Source organism: Kribbella sp. VKM Ac-2566, assembly GCF_004366005.1.
GTDB classification, from domain to species: Bacteria; Actinomycetota; Actinomycetes; order Propionibacteriales; family Kribbellaceae; genus Kribbella; species Kribbella pratensis.
The window spans coordinates 93,476-110,388 of record NZ_SODT01000014.1; the positions used below are offsets into that span (position 1 = coordinate 93,476).

A 16,913-nucleotide genomic window follows, 5' to 3' on the forward strand; every position below is an offset into this window, starting at 1 on the left:
GTCTCGATCCGGGTCGGGCGAATTACCAGACCGTGGCGGGGTGGCGGAGCTTGGCCGGACGGAGTGTCTTCTTGGTGGCTGGTTGACGGCGGAACAGGCGGCCGCCGTACCGGAGCCATTCGACCTGTCCGTCGGTGCCGCGGACGAAGTTGGCGCGGACGTGCGTCGGCGTGCCGTCCGGGTTCTGCGCGAGAACGTAATCCTTGCGATAGAAGGCGAATCGGAACAGAGCCTGTCCGCCCACGCCGGCGACCAGTTCGCCGCTGTCGGCGGTGAGGTCGAGGCCGAGCTCCTCCGGCTTGCCGTCGAAACCGATCTGCTGGGAGACATAGGTGCCTTCGTAGGCGGCCAGCCGGCTCGGCGGCAGCTCCCGCGGTACGGCGGGCAGGTTGGTGACGCCGGCGAGCTCCTGCAGTGCCCAGTCGTCCGCGAACAGCTCTGCCACCAGAGATGGCCCGCTCTCGGAGTTGGTGAGCAACGTGATCGCGAAGTCCCGCTGCGGTACGAACAGGAAGCCGGAGTGCTGACCTGACCAGTCCCCGCCGTGCTGCACCACCGTCGGGCCCTGGGCGGTCGGACGCAGCATCCAGGTGACTCCTACGCCGTTCAGCTCGACGAACAGCGTGCCGCCCGGACCCGGGTGCGATTGCATTGCAAGCCTGCTGCGGTCGCTGAGCAGTTGGGGGATGTCCCGGTGCCCCAGGTGGTACCGCGCGTACCGGAGCTGGTCCCGTGCGCTCGAGATCAGGCCGCCGACCGAGTGCAGCGCCCGCGGCATCGCGTCGAACGACGGCTCGACGACCGGCTTTCCGTCGACGATGTTGTGCGACGCGGCGACGCTGAAGCCGTCGAGCTCACTGCGGAAGAACCGGCTGTGCGCGAGTCCGAGCGGATCCACGACCAGCTCGCGGGCGGCGGTCTCGTACGGCTTACCGGTCACCACCTCGATGATCCGCCCGGCCACACCGATCGCCGCGTTGTTGTACGAGAACACCTTCCCGAGCGGCGTGAGCTGCGGGACCTTCGTCATACCGGCGACGTACTGCGCGAGCGCCTCGTCGCCCTGGCCGGTGTCCTCGAAGTAGTCGCCCTGCCAGCCGGCCGTGTGGTTCAGCAACTGCCGGACCGTGACTCGCGCCGCGACCGAGGTGTCCTGCGTCGCGAAGTCCGGCAGGTACGCGCGGACCGGTCGGTCCAGGCTGATCCGGCCGCGTTCGACGAGCCGCATGATCGCGGTCGCGGTGAACGTCTTGGAGGTCGAGCCGATCCGGAACACGGTGTCGCCGGAGACCGGTTCGCCGGTGTCCACGCTGGTGACCCCGAAGCCGTGGACGTACTCCCGGCCGCGGTACCAGACGCCGAGACCGGCTCCGGGGATCGCGTACTTCGCCATCCCGGCCTCGATCTTCTCGACCAGCCGGCCGATCGCGGCCGGTTCCCTGCTGGTGGTGGCCGATGAGGGCAGTGTGGTCAACGTGGTCAACGCAGCAACCGGTACGGCAGCGGCCGCGGACTTGAGCACGGTACGACGGGTGAGCGACACGTCACGTCTCCTCGGGCGAGTAGGAATGCTTCCGATTCCGCTATTATTACCAGAGTTGGTATCAATGGATACCCTGAAAGATCCCTGATGGAGAGCCGATGGAGGAGTCGCCGACCCCGGTGCTGGACGTTCTGCTGCACCCGATCCGCTGGCGCATCGTGCAGCGGGTGCTAGGCCGTGAGGTCACCACCACGGACCTGAAACGCGACCTGCCCGACGTCCCCGCCACGACGCTCTACCGGCACGTCGCCGCGCTGATCGACGCCGGCTACCTGACCGTCGTCCGCGAGCGGAAGATCCGCGGCACGACGGAGCGCACACTCGGTCTCGACCAGACGAAGGTCGGCCGGATCGACGAGCGCGAGGCGCGGGCGATGACACCGGACCAGCATCGGCAGGCGTTCCTGATGATGCTGACCCGCCTGGCCGCCGACTTCGATCGTGTCGTCGAGAGCGGTGACCTGTACCCGCGGCTCCACCAGTTGGGCTACTCACAACTGGCCCTCTACCTCAGCCCGGACGACATGACCGCGTTCCGGTCAGCCTTCGAGGAGCTGATCGCCCCCTACCTGGCCGAGTCCCCAGGCAAGGACCGCGTAGTCGTGTCGATGTTCTCGCTACCCGACAGCTGACCCCATTCCGTGCAGGCGATCTGGACTACTGCCGCGGCAGGCATCAGGTGAGGCGCCGGCGCAGGTGAGCGTGCTCGATCGCCGGGGGAGTGGTCGCGTAGTTGTCCGCCGCGTCCAGTTCCGTGCCCGGCGGCACGATCTCGTCGATCCGGTCGAGCAGGTCCGCGGACAGCTCGATCTCGGCGCCGGACAACAGGCTGTCGAGCTGCTCCTGGGTACGAGGGCCGATGATCACCGACGTCACCGCCGGATGCGCGCGGACGAACGCGGTCGCCAGGTGCGGCAACGTCATACCGGCCTCGGCTGCGAGAGCGGCGAGCTTTGCCGCTGCTTCCGCCTTCGCCTGACTGGTCGGACTCGAGGGGTCGTAGCTGGACGGCCGGATCGTCGCCCGGTGGCTCGCTGCCAGGTCTGTGCGTCCTGAGAGCCAGCCTCCGTTCAACGGGCTGAACGTGAGGACTCCCAGCCCGTGCCGCTGCGTGACCGGGAAGACCGATGCCTCCGGTCGCCGGGTGAAGATCGAGTACATGCACTGCTCGGTCAGGTACCGGTGCGTGCCGCGGCGCTCGGCGGCCCACTGCGCCTCGACGATCGTCTCCGCCGGGAACATCGAGGAGCCGAAGGCCAGGATCTTCCCGGCCTGGACGAGATCCGACAACGCGGACAAGGTCTCGTCCTGATCGGTGTCGTGGTCGGGGCGGTGCAGCTGGTACAGGTCGAGGTGGTCGGTGCCGAGCCGCCGCAGGCTGTTCTCGACGGACCGCACGATCCAGCGCCGGGAGGCCCCGCGCTGGTTCGGGTCCGCGCCCATCGGCATGCCGAACTTGGTCGCCAGGATCACCTCGTCGCGCCGGTTCCTGATCGCCGTACCGACGATCTCCTCGGACTCGCCGCCGGAGTAGACGTCGGCGGTGTCGATCAGGTTGATGCCCGCGTCCAGGGCGTTGCCGATGATGCGTACGGCGTCCTCGTGGTCGGGGTTGCCCATGGTGCCGAACATCATCGCCCCGAGTGCGAACTCGCTGACGGACAGGCCGGTCGCGCCGAGAATGCGTCGTTTCACTGCCGTACTCCGTTCCTGCTGTGGATACCTGCTCTCGATCAGACCAGCCGTCGCGGCGGCAGCGTGAGCGCGATCCTGGCGCGGGCTTGCCCGATCCTGTCAATCTGGAGACGTGGATCTGCTCGACGAACTGCGGGCCCTCATCTGCCGGTACGACGCGGGTCGCCACCAGGAGCACGCCCGGCAGCTGCTGCCGGGTGTCCGGATCAGCCGGCGCGACGCCCCGACCGAGCCGGAGGCGGGTGTCGCGGAACCGTCGGTGGCGATCGTTGCCTCCGGCCTCAAACGGACCCTGCTGAACGGGGTCCCGTACGAGTACGGCGCCGGGCAGTACCTGGTCGCGTCACTGGATCTGCCGGTGATCGGCCAGGCGGCGAAGGCGAGCCGCGACGAGCCGTTCACGGTCGTCAGCCTGCGGCTCGAGCCGGCCGAGATTGCGCCGCTGCTGCTGGAGACACCAGCCCGTCCGGCGCAGTACGGCGGCCTGGTGGTGAGCGATGCGAGCGACGAGTTGCTGGATCCCGTCGTACGGCTGCTGCGGATCGCGGACCGCCCCGACGACGTCCGCGTGCTGGCGCCGGGCATCCGCCGGGAGATCCTTTGGCGGCTGCTCACCGGCGAGCAAGGCGCCCTGGTCCGTCAGATCGGCCTCGCCGACGGCATGCTGGCCCACATCGCCGAGGCGATCCGCTGGATCCGCCGCAACTCGAGCCGGCAGCTCCGCATCGCCGACCTGGCCGACCTGGCCGGCATGAGCCCGTCGACCTTCCACCGCCACTTCCGCGCCGCGACGTCGATGACCCCCATCCAGTTCCAGAAGCAGCTGCGCCTCCAAGAGGCCCGCATCCACCTGAGAACCCGCTCAACCCCCGTCGCCACCATCGCCCACGAACTCGGCTACGCCAGCCCCAGCCACTTCACCCGCGACTACCAAAGAGCCTTCAACACCACCCCCGGCGAAGACAGAACCCCCTGACCCCAAACCACGGCCACACCCCACCCGAGCCCCTCGGACACCACCACCAGCCCAAGCCGCACACCGCAACCCATGCCCCTCGGACACCACCCCCCGCCCCACCACATCCCAAGGGGGGTCCGGGGGGCGAAGCCCCTCCGGGCGGGGCCTGGGGGTCGCACCCCCAGAAAACACAAAGACCGATCAATGTGCGCGCATTCTGCGCACAGAGATCGGCCAGATCGGTCGCGCCCCCGGCAGGATTCGAACCTGCGCACCCGCCTCCGGAGGGCGGTGCTCTATCCCCTGAGCTACGGGGGCTCAGGAACGTGCAGAACAGTAGCAGGAAGTTCGGTGAAATCCCGAATTGGGGGCCGGTGCGGTGCGAGCCCCGTCCATCGTCGTACGGGGGAGCCCTGAGCGGACCCTGGAACACCGCTCGAGGGGGATCAGATCCGTCGTGGGCACCGTCATAGTGGAGGTAAGCCCAACGGTGGAAAGGAAACGGTACTCATCATGGCAAGCTCACTGGTCCGCCCGTCACACGATCGCTGGATCGGCGGTGTCTGCGCCGGTCTGGCTCGCCGGTTCGGTATCTCCTCCAACACGATGCGCCTGATCTTCGTGATCAGCTGCCTGCTGCCCGGCCCGCAGTTCCTGATCTACATCGCGCTCTGGATCATCCTGCCGTCAGAGGACTGACCCCCGCCAGCCGACCGTCACGACGCACCTGGCAACCTGACTTTCCATGAGAGCAGGCAGGTGGCGCCGGGCGGTCGGTACGGCGGCGGCGCTGCTCCTCGCGAGCAGCGTCGTGGGTGGTTGTCAGGTCGGACCCGCACCGCCGGCGGCCGCCGACCTCCGGACCGGCGCACCGCCGTGGGACGCTCCCCGCGACGCGGTCTCTTATATCGACAAGGCCGGGTTCGAACGCCTCCCGCTCGATTTCTCCGGCCCCTCGCCGTACACGGTGAACATCGCGGTCACGGTCGACGGCAAACCGGTGCAGGTCCCGGCCGGGATCGGCGTCGACAAGCGCCGCGCCGAGCAGGCCGCCGTCCACACCCACACCACCGACGGCGTGGTCTGGGTCGAGGCGAAGACGGCCGACGAGAAACCGACGCTCGCTCAGTTCTTCACCCTCTGGGGAGTCCGGTACGACGCCGGCTGCCTCGCCGATGCCTGCGCGGACCTCAAGGTCACCGTCGACGGCAAACCGGCCCCGTGGGACACCCCATTGCTCCGCAACGCCCGGGTCACGGTGAGTGCTCAGCACTGACTGCGTACCGGGCTGTGGATGGTGAGTCAAGGGTTTGGGGGTGCGGCCATTAGGCTGAGGCGGTGACTCCGGAACAGCTCGCTGAGAAGATCCTGCAGGCCCTGGCCGCGCTCGCCGCCGACGGCACCATCACCGTCGAGGGCGGGCTGCCGCGCGAGCTGAAGGTCGAGCGACCCAAGAACCCCGAGCACGGGGACTACGCGACGAACGTCGCCATGCAACTGGGCAAGCGGGCCGGGATGAACCCGCGCGCGTTCGCCGAGCTGCTCGCCGCCGAGCTGCAGGGCGACGAGGCCATCACCGCGGTGGAGATCGCCGGCCCCGGTTTCATCAACCTCCGGGTCGCGGCCGACGCCCAGGGCAAGGTCGCGCAGGCGATCCTCGACGCGGGCCCGAAGTACGGCACCAGTGACAGCCTGCAGGGGCGGGCGATCAACCTCGAGTTCATCTCGGCGAACCCGACCGGCCCGCTGCACCTCGGCCACACCCGCTGGGCCGCCGTCGGTGACGCGCTGGCCCGCGTGCTGGCCGCCGCCGGTGCGAGCGTCAGCCGCGAGTTCTACATCAACGACCGCGGCAACCAGATGGACAAGTTCGGCGCCAGCCTGCAGGCCGCCGCGCACGGGCACAAGATCCCGGAGGACGGGTACCACGGCGAGTACATCCTCGACCTGGCGAAGCGGATCGCCGACGAGGTCCCGGACATCCTGACGCTGCCCGAGGACGAGCAGGTGATCGCGTTCCGCGAGGCGGGGTACGAGCGGCAGCTCAAGGAGCAGCAGGACCAGCTCGAGCATTTCCGGACCAAGTTCGACGTCTGGTTCTCCGAGCGCAGTCTGCACGAGCAGGACGGCGTACCGCACGCGATCCAGAAGCTCCGCGACCAGGGGCATCTGTACGAGGCGGACGACGCGCTGTGGATGCGGACCACGGACTTCACCGACGACAAGGACCGCGTCCTGATCCGCTCGAACGGCGAGCCGACGTACTTTGCCTCCGACGCGGCGTACTACGTGAACAAGCGTGAGCGTGGTTTCGAGACGTGCATCTACATGCTCGGCGCCGACCACCACGGGTATGTGAACCGGCTGAAGGCGATCGCGGCCTGCGCCGGCGACGACCCCGAGCACAACATCGAGGTCCTGATCGGCCAGCTGGTGAAGATCCTCAAGGGTGGCGAGGAGATGAAGCTGTCCAAGCGCGCCGGCACCATCGTCACACTCGCCGAGCTGGTCGAGGAGGGCGGCGTCGACGCGCTGCGCTACACGCTGTGCCGCTACCCGACCGACTCGCCGCTGACCCTGGACATCGAGGAGATGACCCGGCAGGCCAGCGAGAACCCGGTGTACTACGTGCAGTACGCGCACGCCCGCCTGGCCTCGATCGTCCGGAACGCCGACGAGCTCGGCATCAAGCTCGACGAGTTCGATCCCGGCCTGCTCAGCCACGAGCGTGAGGGCGACCTGCTCCGCGCGCTGGCCGAGTTCCCGCGGGTCGTCGCGACTGCCGCGGAGCTCCGCGAGCCGCACCGCGTCGCGCGGTACCTCGAGGACACCGCGTCCGCTTTTCACAAGTTCTACGACAGCTGCCGCGTGCTGCCGCGCGGCGACGAGGAGGTGGAGCCGGTGCACAAGGCTCGTCTCACCCTGGTCTCCGCGACCCGGACCGTGCTCGCCAACGGGCTCGACCTGCTCGGCGTCTCCGCACCGGAGCGGATGTGAGGGCGCACGAGGCGGGCGCGCTGCACGCCGACATCGGCCACCGGGCGCCGCAGTGGCTGCGCGCGCCGCGTGATCCCAACGACCTGGTCACGGCGCTCTGGTCGTACACGGCCAAGAAGAACGGTGAAGGCGCCCTCGAGGTCGGCGGCGTCGACGTCCGGGACCTGGTCGCCGAGTACGGCAGCCCGGCGTACGTGCTGGACGAGGACGACTTCCGTTCCCGGGCCCGCGCGTTCAAGCACGCGTTCAAGGACTTCGACGTCTACTACGCCGGCAAGGCGTTCCTGTGTACGACGGTCGTCCGCTGGGTGATGGAAGAGGGCCTGAACCTCGACATCTGCAGCGGGGGAGAGCTGGCGGTCGCACTCCGGGCCGGCGCCGATCCCAAGCGGTTGGGGTTCCACGGCAACAACAAGTCCGAGTCCGAGCTGGCCCGCGCACTGGACGCCGGCGTCGGGCGGATCATCGTCGACTCGCAGTACGAGATCACCCGGCTGATCGAGCTCGCCGCCGAACGCAACGTGGTCGCCCCGGTGATGATCCGGGTCACCGCGGGCGTCGAGGCGCATACCCACGAGTACATCGCGACCGCGCACGAGGACCAGAAGTTCGGGTTCTCGATCACCTCCGGCGCCGCCTTCGAAGCCGTTGCCCGGGTCAACGAGTCCCCGGAGCTGGAGCTGCTCGGCCTGCACTCGCACATCGGCTCGCAGATCTTCGACTCGTCCGGGTTCGAGGTGGCCGCGAAGCGCGTGATCGCCTTGCACGCAAGGGTTTCCGACGAGCTCGGCGTCGACATGCCGGAGCTCGACCTGGGCGGCGGCTTCGGGATCGCGTACACCACGCAGGACGACCCGTCCGACCCGGCGCAGCTGGCCACCGAGATGGGCAAGATCGTCGAGCACGAGTGCCGTGCGTTCGACGTCGAGATGCCGAAGGTGTCGATCGAGCCCGGCCGCGCGATCGTCGGACCGGCGATGTGCACGGTCTACGCGGTCGGCACGGTCAAGGAGGTCGAGCTGGACGCCGGCGCTGCCCGGACGTACGTGTCCGTGGACGGCGGGATGAGCGACAACATCCGCACCGCGCTGTACGACGCCGACTACTCCTGCACGCTCGCCGGCCGGTACTCCGACACGCCGCCGACGTTGGCTCGTGTGGTGGGCAAGCACTGTGAGTCCGGCGACATCGTCGTGAAGGACGAGTTCCTGCCCTCCGACGTCCGGCCGGGCGACCTGATCGCCGTGCCCGGCACCGGCGCGTACTGCCGGTCGATGGCGAGCAACTACAACCACGTACCGCGGCCACCGGTGATCGCGGTCAAGGACGGCCACATGCGCGTCGTCGTACGCCGTGAGACCGAAGACGACCTGCTTGCACTCGACATGGGGGCCGCCGAATGAACGACACCGTGAACGACGAGAAACCTCTCAAGGTAGGCCTGCTCGGTTGCGGAGTGGTCGGCACCGAAGTGGTGCGGATCCTGACCGAGCAGGCGGACCATCTCGCGGCCCGCGTCGGCGCCCCGCTGGAGATCGCGGGCATCGCCGTACGGCGTCCCGGCCGCGCCCGCGACATCGCCGTCGACCCGGACCTCATCACCACCGATGCCCAGGCCCTGGTGTCCCGCGGCGACCTGGACCTGGTGATCGAGGTGATCGGCGGTCTCGAACCCGCCCGCAGCCTGATCCTGACCGCGCTCGAGCACGGCGCCTCGGTCGTCACGGCGAACAAGGCGCTGCTCGCCGAGGACGGCCCGACGCTGTTCGCCGCCGCGGAGAAGTACCAGCGCGACCTGTACTTCGAGGCCGCTGTCGCCGGCGCGATCCCGATCCTGCGGCCGCTGCGCGAGTCGCTCGCCGGCGACGACGTGACCCGGGTGATGGGGATCGTCAACGGCACCACGAACTTCATCCTCGACAAGATGGACAGCACCGGCGCCGGTTTCGACGAGGCGCTCGAGGAGGCCCAGGCGCTCGGGTACGCCGAGGCGGACCCGACCGCGGACATCGAGGGTTTCGACGCCGCGGCGAAGGCCGCGCTGCTGGCCAGCCTGGCGTTCCACACCCGGGTCTCGATCGCCGACGTGCACCGCGAGGGCATCACCGAGGTGACCGCGACCGACATCGCGTCGGCCCGCGAGATGGGCTGTGTGGTGAAGTCGCTGGCGATCTGCGAGCTGGACGAGGCGACCGACTCGGTGAGCGCCCGGGTGTACCCGGCGATGATCCCGGTCACGCACCCGCTGGCCAGTGTCCGGGACGCGTACAACGCCGTTTTCGTGGAGAGTAAGGCGGCTGGACGGCTGATGTTCTATGGTCGTGGTGCCGGCGGCGCCCCGACGGCCAGTGCAGTCCTCGGGGATCTGGTGTCCGCCGCGCGCAACCGGCTCAAGGGTGTGCCGGGGGTCGGCGAGTCGTCGTACACCCAGCGGGCCGTGCGGCCGATGGGCGACGCGATGACCCGCTACCACGTGTCGCTGGACGTGGCCGACAAGGCCGGTGTGCTCGCGGCGGTGGCCCATGCCTTCTCCGAGCACGACGTGTCCATCCAGACCGTCCGCCAGGAGGGCCGGGGCAGTGACGCGCAATTGGTGGTGGTCACCCACACCGCGACCGACGCCGCGTTGTCCGCGACCGTGGAGTCCTTGCGGGACATGGACATCGTCCGTGAAGTCAGCAGTGTGATGCGGGTAGAAGGCGAGTAACCACAATGGTTCACCAGTGGCGTGGCGTGATCGAGGAATATCGTGACCGGTTGCCGGTGTCGGCAGACACCCCGGTCGTCACGCTCGGCGAGGGCGGAACGCCGCTGGTGGCCGCGCAGTGGCTCAGCGAGCAGTCCGGCTGCGAGGTCTGGCTCAAGGTCGAGGGCAACAACCCGACCGGCTCGTTCAAGGACCGCGGGATGACGGTGGCGATCTCGCTGGCCGCGCAGGCCGGTGACAAGGCGGTCGTCTGCGCATCCACGGGCAACACCTCGGCGTCGGCCGCGGCGTACGCCGTTCGCGCCGGGATGCTGCCGCTGGTGGTGATTCCGGCCGGCCGGATCGCGAAGGGCAAGCTGGCCCAGGCGGTCGTGCACGGCGCGAAGCTGGTGCAGATCGACGGCGGGTTCGACGACTGCCTGCGGATCGTCCGCGAGCTGGGCAAGAACTACCCGGTCGCCCTGGTGAACTCTGTCAACCCGGTCCGTCTGGAAGGGCAGAAGACCGCGTCCTTCGAGGTCTGCGACGCGCTCGGCGACGCTCCGGACCTGCACCTGCTGCCGGTCGGCAACGCGGGCAACATCGCGGCCTACTGGAAGGGCTACCAGGAGTACGCCAAGGACAAGCTCGCCACCCGGACGCCGAAGATGTGGGGTTTCCAGGCCGAGGGGGCGGCGCCGATCGTGCGTGGCTCGATCGTGGAGAAGCCGGAGACCGCCGCGACCGCGATCCGGGTCGGGAACCCGGCGTCGTGGACATTGGCCGAGGCCGCGCGGGACGAGTCCGGCGGCCGGATCGAAATGGTCACCGACGAGCAGATCTTGACCGCGCAGCGTGAACTCGCGTCCCGCGAAGGTGTCTTCGTGGAGCCGGGTTCGGCGGCCGGCGTCGCCGGGCTGTTGCACGCCAAGGCACAGGGCTGGTTGCCGGGCGGGTCGACGGTCGTGATCACCGTCACCGGCCACGGCCTGAAGGACATCGACACCGCGCTCGGCCACGCGACCTTCGAAGAACCTCCCGTCACACCGGCGGACACCGACGCCGTTGCCCGCATCGCCGGCCTCGCCTGATCCCATGGGTGACAAGAGCATGGAGGCGGACGGCGGGCGGCGGTCGTGTGATCAGGTGCGGGTTCGGGTGCCTGCTACCAGCGCGAACCTCGGTCCCGGCTTCGACGCGTTCGGCCTCGCGCTGACCTTGTACGACGACCTTGTCGTCACCCCGTGCGGGTCCGGAGTGACCGTCGAGGTCACCGGGTGCGGCGAAGGCGAGGTACCGCTGGACGAGACGCATCTGGTGGTGCGGTCGATCCGGGCCGGGCTCGACGCGCTGGGTGCCTCGGTGCCCGGATTCACCTTGCGGTGCGAGAACCGGATCCCGCACGGACGCGGTCTCGGGTCGTCGTCGGCCGCGATCGTCGGCGGGCTCGCGGCGGCGTACGCGCTGGCCGGCGAACCGGTCGATCGCGGACGTCTCGTCGTACTGGCGAACGAGATCGAAGGACATCCGGACAACGTTGCAGCAGCCGCCTTCGGCGGCTTCACAATCGCTTGGACGGAAGGCACAGCGTCATTTGAAGAGCGTGGCCGAGCGGTTCGTCTGGAACCGGCGGCCTCAACGGCGGTAGTTGCTTACGTACCGGACAATCGCGTGCTGACCAAGGAGGCGCGCGGACTGCTGCCGAGCGTTGTTCCCCACAGTGATGCGGCGGCCAATGCGGGGAAGGCCGCGCTTCTGGTCGCGGCGCTGACCGGGCGGCCCGAATTGCTGCTGACCGCGACCGAGGACCGGCTGCATCAGGAGTACCGCGAGCCGGCGATGCCGGAGAGCCTCGCGCTGGTGCACAAACTGCGGGGCAGTGGACTCGCGGCGGTCGTCAGCGGTGCCGGTCCGACGGTCGCCGTACTCGGCGGTCAGGACGGGAAGAGCCCAGGTCAGGACCTGTTTTTCCGTGGTACGCCGGATGCACCGGACGGCTGGACGAAGTACGAGCTGGAGATCGATCCAGTCGGCGTACAGGTCTGGTCGATGGAAGCCGGCTGATCCGGGAATGCCGGGCTGCTGACACGCGTTGTACCTCCCGAGTCGGCAGAAGGACCTGTTGTGGTGCTAGTCTCGACTCACCCGATCCCCTCCAGGTGATCGGCGTGCTCTCGTCACGATCCGGGCTGTGCTCCCGGCACCCTGTGTTGTGTGGCGACCCTCCTGTGGATGTGACCTTGCGCCGCCTGCGTCGGAGATGTCCGGGGGGACTCAGATCGAACGAGAGACTCTTGTACACCACGTGCCCGTTGTGCGGCCGTGGGTGAATGAATTGGTCGATGAGCCGTGTCGGACATCGACGATCCGTGTGGGAAGGACCTCACGTGACAGAAACTGTTGAAGCCTCCGGTGGAGCTGACGCCGCGGTGACCACCGCGACGCGTCGCCGGAAAGCCGGAGGCGGCCTCGAGGGCATGCTGCTCCCCGAGCTCAAGCAGCTCGCCGGGACGCTCGGCATCAAGGGCACCGGCGCACTGCGCAAGGGCCAGCTGATCGAGGCGATCAAGGCCGCCCAGACCGGCGGGTCCGCCGGTTCTTCCGCGGGCGGCTCTACCAGCGGCTCGAAGGCGAAGGCGCGCTCGACGCAGCCGACGCTCGACGAGGCCGCCGAGGCGCCGGAGGCGAAGACCGCGGCGCCCGCGAAGCGCGAGGGCGGCAGCCGCCGGACCCGCGCCGCCGCCCAGAAGGACACGCCGCAGGACCCGCAGAACGACGCGACCACCGGCGCCACGCTGAACGGTGCTGCCCCCGAGGTCGCCGTCGAAGCGCCGGCCGCGAAGGTCGCCAAGCCGGAGACGGCTGCCCCGAACGGTGCCTCGAGTGATGCCCAGAGTGGCGCCGTCGAGCGGGTGGAGACCCGCACCGAGGAGCGCGCCGACGACCGTGGTGAGAGCCAGGGCCGCACCCGCGAGCGGAACCGCGACAACGCCCGCGAGCAGAACCGGGACACCAACCGGGACACGAACCGGGACAGCCGCGACGGCAGCCAGAGCCGCGATCGCAACCGCGACGCCGGCCAGACCCGCGAGCAGAACCGGGACACCAACCGGGACGGCCAGCGTGACAGCAACCGTGATGGCAACCGTGATGGCAACCGTGATGGCAACCGTGACGGGAGCCGCGACGGCAACCGGGACAACCGCGGTGACAACCAGCGGAACCGTCAGGACCGGCAGGACCGTCAGGACCGGCAGGACGACCGGGGCGAGGAAGGCGAGGGCCGTCGCCGGCGCCGCCGGGGTCGCGACCGGGAACGCAACCGCGACGGCCAGCCCGCCGGCCGTGACGGTGGCCGCGACAGCGGTCGCGACTCCAGCCGCACCCGTGGCCGCGGCGAGCGGTACGACACCGAGCCGACGATCAGCGAGGACGACGTACTCGTCCCGGCCGCCGGCATCCTCGACGTACTCGACAACTACGCCTTCGTCCGGACCAGCGGCTACCTGCCGGGCCCGAACGACGTGTACGTCGCGCTCTCGATGGTGAAGCGCTACGGCCTGCGCAAGGGTGACGCGATCACCGGTGCGGTGAAGCAGCCGCAGGAGGGCGAGCGCAAGGAGAAGTTCAACCCGCTGGTCCGGATCGACACCGTGAACGGCGCCGACCCGGAGATCGCCAAGCAGCGGCAGGACTTCAACAAGCTCACTCCGCTGTACGCGACCGAGCGGCTCCGCCTGGAGACCGAGCCGGGCGTGCTGACCACCCGGATCGTCGACATCGTCAGCCCGATCGGCAAGGGCCAGCGCGGCCTGATCGTCTCGCCGCCGAAGGCCGGTAAGACGATGGTGCTGCAGGCGCTCGCGAACGCGATCACCACGAACAACCCCGAAGTACACCTGATGGTAGTGCTGGTGGACGAGCGGCCCGAAGAGGTCACCGACATGCAGCGCACGGTCAAGGGTGAGGTCATCGCCTCGACCTTCGACCGCCCGGCCGACGACCACACCACGGTCGCGGAGCTGGCGATCGAGCGCGCGAAGCGGCTGGTGGAGCTCGGCCACGACGTCGTCGTCCTGCTGGACTCGATCACCCGGCTCGGCCGCGCGTACAACATCGCGGCACCGGCCAGCGGCCGGATCCTGTCCGGTGGTGTGGACTCGTCCGCGCTGTACCCGCCGAAGCGGTTCTTCGGCGCGGCCCGCAACATCGAGGACGGCGGCTCGCTGACCATCCTCGCCACCGCGCTGATCGAGACCGGCTCGAAGATGGACGAGGTGATCTTCGAGGAGTTCAAGGGCACCGGCAACATGGAGCTCCGGCTGCGCCGCGAGTTCGCCGACCGGCGGATCTTCCCGGCCATCGACGTGGTCGCCTCCGGCACCCGCCGGGAGGAGCTGCTGATGTCCAAGGACGAGACCCAGGTGGTCTGGAAGCTGCGCCGGGTGCTGTCCGCGCTCGACGGGCAGGCCGCGCTGGAACTGCTGATCGGCAAGCTCAAGGAGAGCAAGTCGAACATCGAGTTCCTGCTCCAGGTCAACAAGACCACCCCGTCGACCGGCAGCAACCACAGCACCACCAACGGCGACTGAGCTACCTCGATTACCGGTTTGCCGCCTTCGGGTGGCAAACTGGTACGTCGGTTCCGGTTCACGCTCGCACCGTGCGGGCGACCCGGGGCACCTGAAACCTAGGAGACTGTCTTGAAGAGCGACATCCACCCGACGTACGTCGACACCACGGTGACCTGTACCTGTGGCGCCACGTTCACGACGCGCTCCACCGCGGAGAACGGCGTGATCCACGCCGACGTGTGCTCGCAGTGCCACCCCTTCTACACCGGCAAGCAGAAGATTCTCGACACCGGTGGCCGGGTGGCCCGCTTCGAGAAGCGGTACGCCAAGAAGTAGCTTCCTTACCGCGCGCCGGTTCCGCATCCTTGCGGGACCGGCGCGCGGTTTTTCAGTTCAGTAGCCCGAAAGCAGGTCATGGGGCCTCCCGGTCTGGACTGAGGAGCGCAGGGAGCGAAGCGACTGGAGCGACGAGGGAAGACCGGGAGTCGAGCCCCATGACCACGCCGGTGCCGAAGGCCCGGCCGAAGCAGAGAGTGCGAGATGTTCGAGGCAGTCGAGACGCTGAAGGCGGAGTACGCCGAGCTGGAGCGGCAGATGTCGGAGCCGGAGCTGCACTCCGACCAGGCCAACGCCCGCCGGGTCGGCAAGCGGTACGCCGCGCTGGCCCCGGTGGTCCGTACGTACGACGAGTGGTTGCAGACCGGGGACGACATCGAGGCCGCGCGCGAGCTGGCCCACGAGGACCCGGCGTTCGCCGAGGAGGCGGTCCGGCTGACCGCGCGGCGTGAGGAGCTCGCCGAGCGCCTGCAGACGCTGCTCGTCCCGCGGGACCCCAACGACGACAAGGACGCGATCCTCGAGATCAAGGCGGGTGAGGGCGGCGACGAGTCCGCGCTGTTCGCCGGCGACCTGCTGAAGATGTACCTGAAGTACGCCGAGTCGCAGAACTGGAAGACCGAGGTCCTCGACTCGGCCGAGTCCGACCTTGGCGGGTACAAGTCGATCACGGTCGCGGTCAAGGCCAAAGGTACGCCGGAGCCGGGCGAGGCGCCGTACGCGAAGCTGAAGTTCGAGGGCGGGGTGCACCGGGTCCAGCGGGTGCCCGTGACCGAGTCGCAGGGGCGGATCCACACGTCCGCGGCCGGCGTACTGGTGCTGCCGGAGGCCGAGGACGTCGACGTCGAGATCGACCAGAACGACCTGCGGATCGACGTGTTCCGGTCGTCCGGTCCGGGTGGGCAGAGCGTGAACACGACCGACTCCGCGGTCCGGATCACGCACCTGCCGACCGGCATCGTGGTCTCGATGCAGAACGAGAAGTCGCAGCTGCAGAACCGTGAGCAGGCGATGCGGGTCCTGCGTGCCCGCCTGCTGGCCGCGGCGCAGGAGGCGGCAGACCAGGAGGCGTCGGACGCCCGGCGGTCGCAGATCCGGACCGTCGACCGTTCGGAGCGGGTCCGCACCTACAACTTCCCGGAGAACCGCTTCTCCGACCACCGCGTCGGTTACAAGGCGCACAACCTCGACCAGGTCCTCGGCGGCGACCTGGCGCCGGTGATCCAGGCCCTGACCGAGGCCGACCTGGCCGCGCGGCTCGAGGCCGTCGATTCGCAGTGAGCACCAAGGCTCTGGTCTCCGAGGCGGCGGCGCGGCTGCAGGAGGCGGGGGTTGCCTCGCCCGATTTCGACGCCGCCGAACTGCTGGCCTTCGTCACCGGTTCCAGCCGGCTGAACCTGCGTGAACCGACGCCTGACCAGCAGGTTCAGTACGACGCCTTGATCGCGCGGCGGGCTGCTCGGGAGCCGTTGCAGCATCTGACGGGTACGGCGGCGTTCCGGTATCGGGAGTTGGCGATCGGGCCCGGGGCGTTCGTGCCGCGACCGGAGACCGAGGTCATGGTCGGGTGGATCCTGGAGCGGATCGCCGGCGTTCGCGATCCGTTGGTGGTCGACCTGTGCAGCGGGTCCGGGGCGATCGCGGGCGCGATCGCGACCGAGCGTCCGGACAGCACAGTGCATGCGGTCGAGCTGTCGCCGGACGCGGTGTTGTGGGCTCGCCGCAACCTGGAGGGCACAGGGGCGATCCTGCACGAGGGCGATATCGACGGGTGCCTGCCGGAGCTCGACGGTCAGGTGGACGCGGTGATCTCCAACCCGCCGTACATCCCGTTGACTGCGTGGGAATCCGTGACGGCCGAGGTCCGTGACCACGACCCGGCGCTTGCGCTCTGGTCCGGTGACGACGGCCTCGACGAGATCAAGGTGGTCGCCGCGACCGCAGGCCGGCTGCTCAAGCCAGGCGGCTGGTTCGCCTGCGAACACGCCGACGTCCAGGGCGAATCAGCCCCCGCCATCTTCGCCGCCACCGCCCTCTTCACCGAGATCCGCGACCAACCAGACCTAGCCGCCCGCCCCCGCTTCACCACCGGCCGCCGCATCTGAATCGGCAGCTCGACAGGAG

At 69.1% G+C, this 16,913-nt stretch carries 15 protein-coding genes and 1 tRNA gene; 13 read left to right on the plus strand and 3 right to left on the minus strand.

The features are described from left to right. Positions 1–22: 22 nt before the first annotated feature. Entirely contained in the window at positions 23–1,543 is a 1,521-nt protein-coding gene (locus EV647_RS34475) for a serine hydrolase (RefSeq protein ID WP_134010601.1), read from the minus strand. A 98-nt stretch (positions 1,544–1,641) separates the two neighbouring features. On the opposite strand from EV647_RS34475, the gene EV647_RS34480 reads away from it, so the two are divergent. Beyond that, positions 1,642–2,175 carry a helix-turn-helix domain-containing protein gene (locus EV647_RS34480; protein WP_134010603.1) on the plus strand — a complete coding sequence of 178 codons (534 nt, stop codon included), beginning with the start codon at positions 1,642–1,644 and terminating at the stop codon, positions 2,173–2,175. A 43-nt stretch (positions 2,176–2,218) separates the two neighbouring features. Here EV647_RS34480 and EV647_RS34485 read toward each other — a convergent pair whose 3' ends face one another. Next, positions 2,219–3,238 (minus strand): aldo/keto reductase, encoded by a 1,020-nt coding sequence (locus EV647_RS34485; RefSeq protein WP_134010605.1) that lies wholly within the window; start codon positions 3,236–3,238, stop codon positions 2,219–2,221. Between the two features lie 112 nt (positions 3,239–3,350). Between EV647_RS34485 and EV647_RS34490 the strand changes: the two genes are divergently transcribed. Continuing rightward, positions 3,351–4,214, plus strand: a complete 864-nt coding sequence (locus EV647_RS34490) for an AraC family transcriptional regulator (RefSeq protein ID WP_202876416.1) — start codon at positions 3,351–3,353, stop codon at positions 4,212–4,214. Between the two features lie 228 nt (positions 4,215–4,442). On the opposite strand, the gene EV647_RS34495 is transcribed toward EV647_RS34490, so the two are convergent. After that, positions 4,443–4,514: transfer RNA gene (locus EV647_RS34495), tRNA-Arg, on the minus strand. Between the two features lie 195 nt (positions 4,515–4,709). Here EV647_RS34495 and EV647_RS34500 point away from each other — a divergent pair. The 11 genes from EV647_RS34500 (at position 4,710) to prmC (ending at position 16,894) form a co-directional block, all read left to right on the plus strand. Then, positions 4,710–4,895 carry a PspC domain-containing protein gene (locus EV647_RS34500; protein ID WP_134010607.1) on the plus strand — a complete coding sequence of 62 codons (186 nt, stop codon included), beginning with the start codon at positions 4,710–4,712 and terminating at the stop codon, positions 4,893–4,895. A 46-nt stretch (positions 4,896–4,941) separates the two neighbouring features. After that, positions 4,942–5,472 (plus strand): hypothetical protein, encoded by a 531-nt coding sequence (locus tag EV647_RS34505; RefSeq protein WP_134010609.1) that lies wholly within the window; start codon positions 4,942–4,944, stop codon positions 5,470–5,472. Between the two features lie 62 nt (positions 5,473–5,534). Beyond that, positions 5,535–7,193 carry an arginine--tRNA ligase gene (gene argS, locus EV647_RS34510; RefSeq protein WP_134010611.1) on the plus strand — a complete coding sequence of 553 codons (1,659 nt, stop codon included), beginning with the start codon at positions 5,535–5,537 and terminating at the stop codon, positions 7,191–7,193. Then, complete coding sequence (gene lysA / locus EV647_RS34515) at positions 7,190–8,596, plus strand: diaminopimelate decarboxylase (RefSeq protein ID WP_134010614.1); 1,407 nt, start codon at positions 7,190–7,192, stop codon at positions 8,594–8,596. The genes argS and lysA overlap by 4 nt, the downstream gene beginning before the upstream one ends. After that, positions 8,593–9,900, plus strand: a complete 1,308-nt coding sequence (locus EV647_RS34520) for a homoserine dehydrogenase (RefSeq protein WP_134010616.1) — start codon at positions 8,593–8,595, stop codon at positions 9,898–9,900. Before lysA ends, EV647_RS34520 begins: the two co-directional genes overlap by 4 nt. A gap of 5 nt (positions 9,901–9,905) precedes the next feature. Then, positions 9,906–10,970 (plus strand): threonine synthase, encoded by a 1,065-nt coding sequence (thrC, locus tag EV647_RS34525; RefSeq protein ID WP_134010618.1) that lies wholly within the window; start codon positions 9,906–9,908, stop codon positions 10,968–10,970. 4 nt (positions 10,971–10,974) lie between these two features. Continuing rightward, positions 10,975–11,943 carry a homoserine kinase gene (thrB, locus tag EV647_RS34530; protein ID WP_238177550.1) on the plus strand — a complete coding sequence of 323 codons (969 nt, stop codon included), beginning with the start codon at positions 10,975–10,977 and terminating at the stop codon, positions 11,941–11,943. A gap of 323 nt (positions 11,944–12,266) precedes the next feature. Beyond that, positions 12,267–14,471: a transcription termination factor Rho gene (gene rho, locus EV647_RS34535; RefSeq protein ID WP_134010620.1), complete on the plus strand. Its 2,205-nt coding sequence runs from the start codon at positions 12,267–12,269 to the stop codon at positions 14,469–14,471. A 111-nt stretch (positions 14,472–14,582) separates the two neighbouring features. Further along, the gene (gene rpmE, locus EV647_RS34540; protein WP_130387310.1) at positions 14,583–14,789 is read left to right on the plus strand and encodes a 50S ribosomal protein L31; all 207 of its coding nucleotides are present in this window, start codon (positions 14,583–14,585) and stop codon (positions 14,787–14,789) included. A gap of 204 nt (positions 14,790–14,993) precedes the next feature. Beyond that, on the plus strand, positions 14,994–16,070 hold the full coding sequence (gene prfA / locus EV647_RS34545; protein WP_134010622.1) for a peptide chain release factor 1: 1,077 nt from the start codon (positions 14,994–14,996) through the stop codon (positions 16,068–16,070). Next, positions 16,067–16,894: a peptide chain release factor N(5)-glutamine methyltransferase gene (prmC, locus tag EV647_RS34550; RefSeq protein ID WP_134010624.1), complete on the plus strand. Its 828-nt coding sequence runs from the start codon at positions 16,067–16,069 to the stop codon at positions 16,892–16,894. The genes prfA and prmC overlap by 4 nt, the downstream gene beginning before the upstream one ends. The last annotated feature ends 19 nt before the right edge of the window (positions 16,895–16,913 follow it).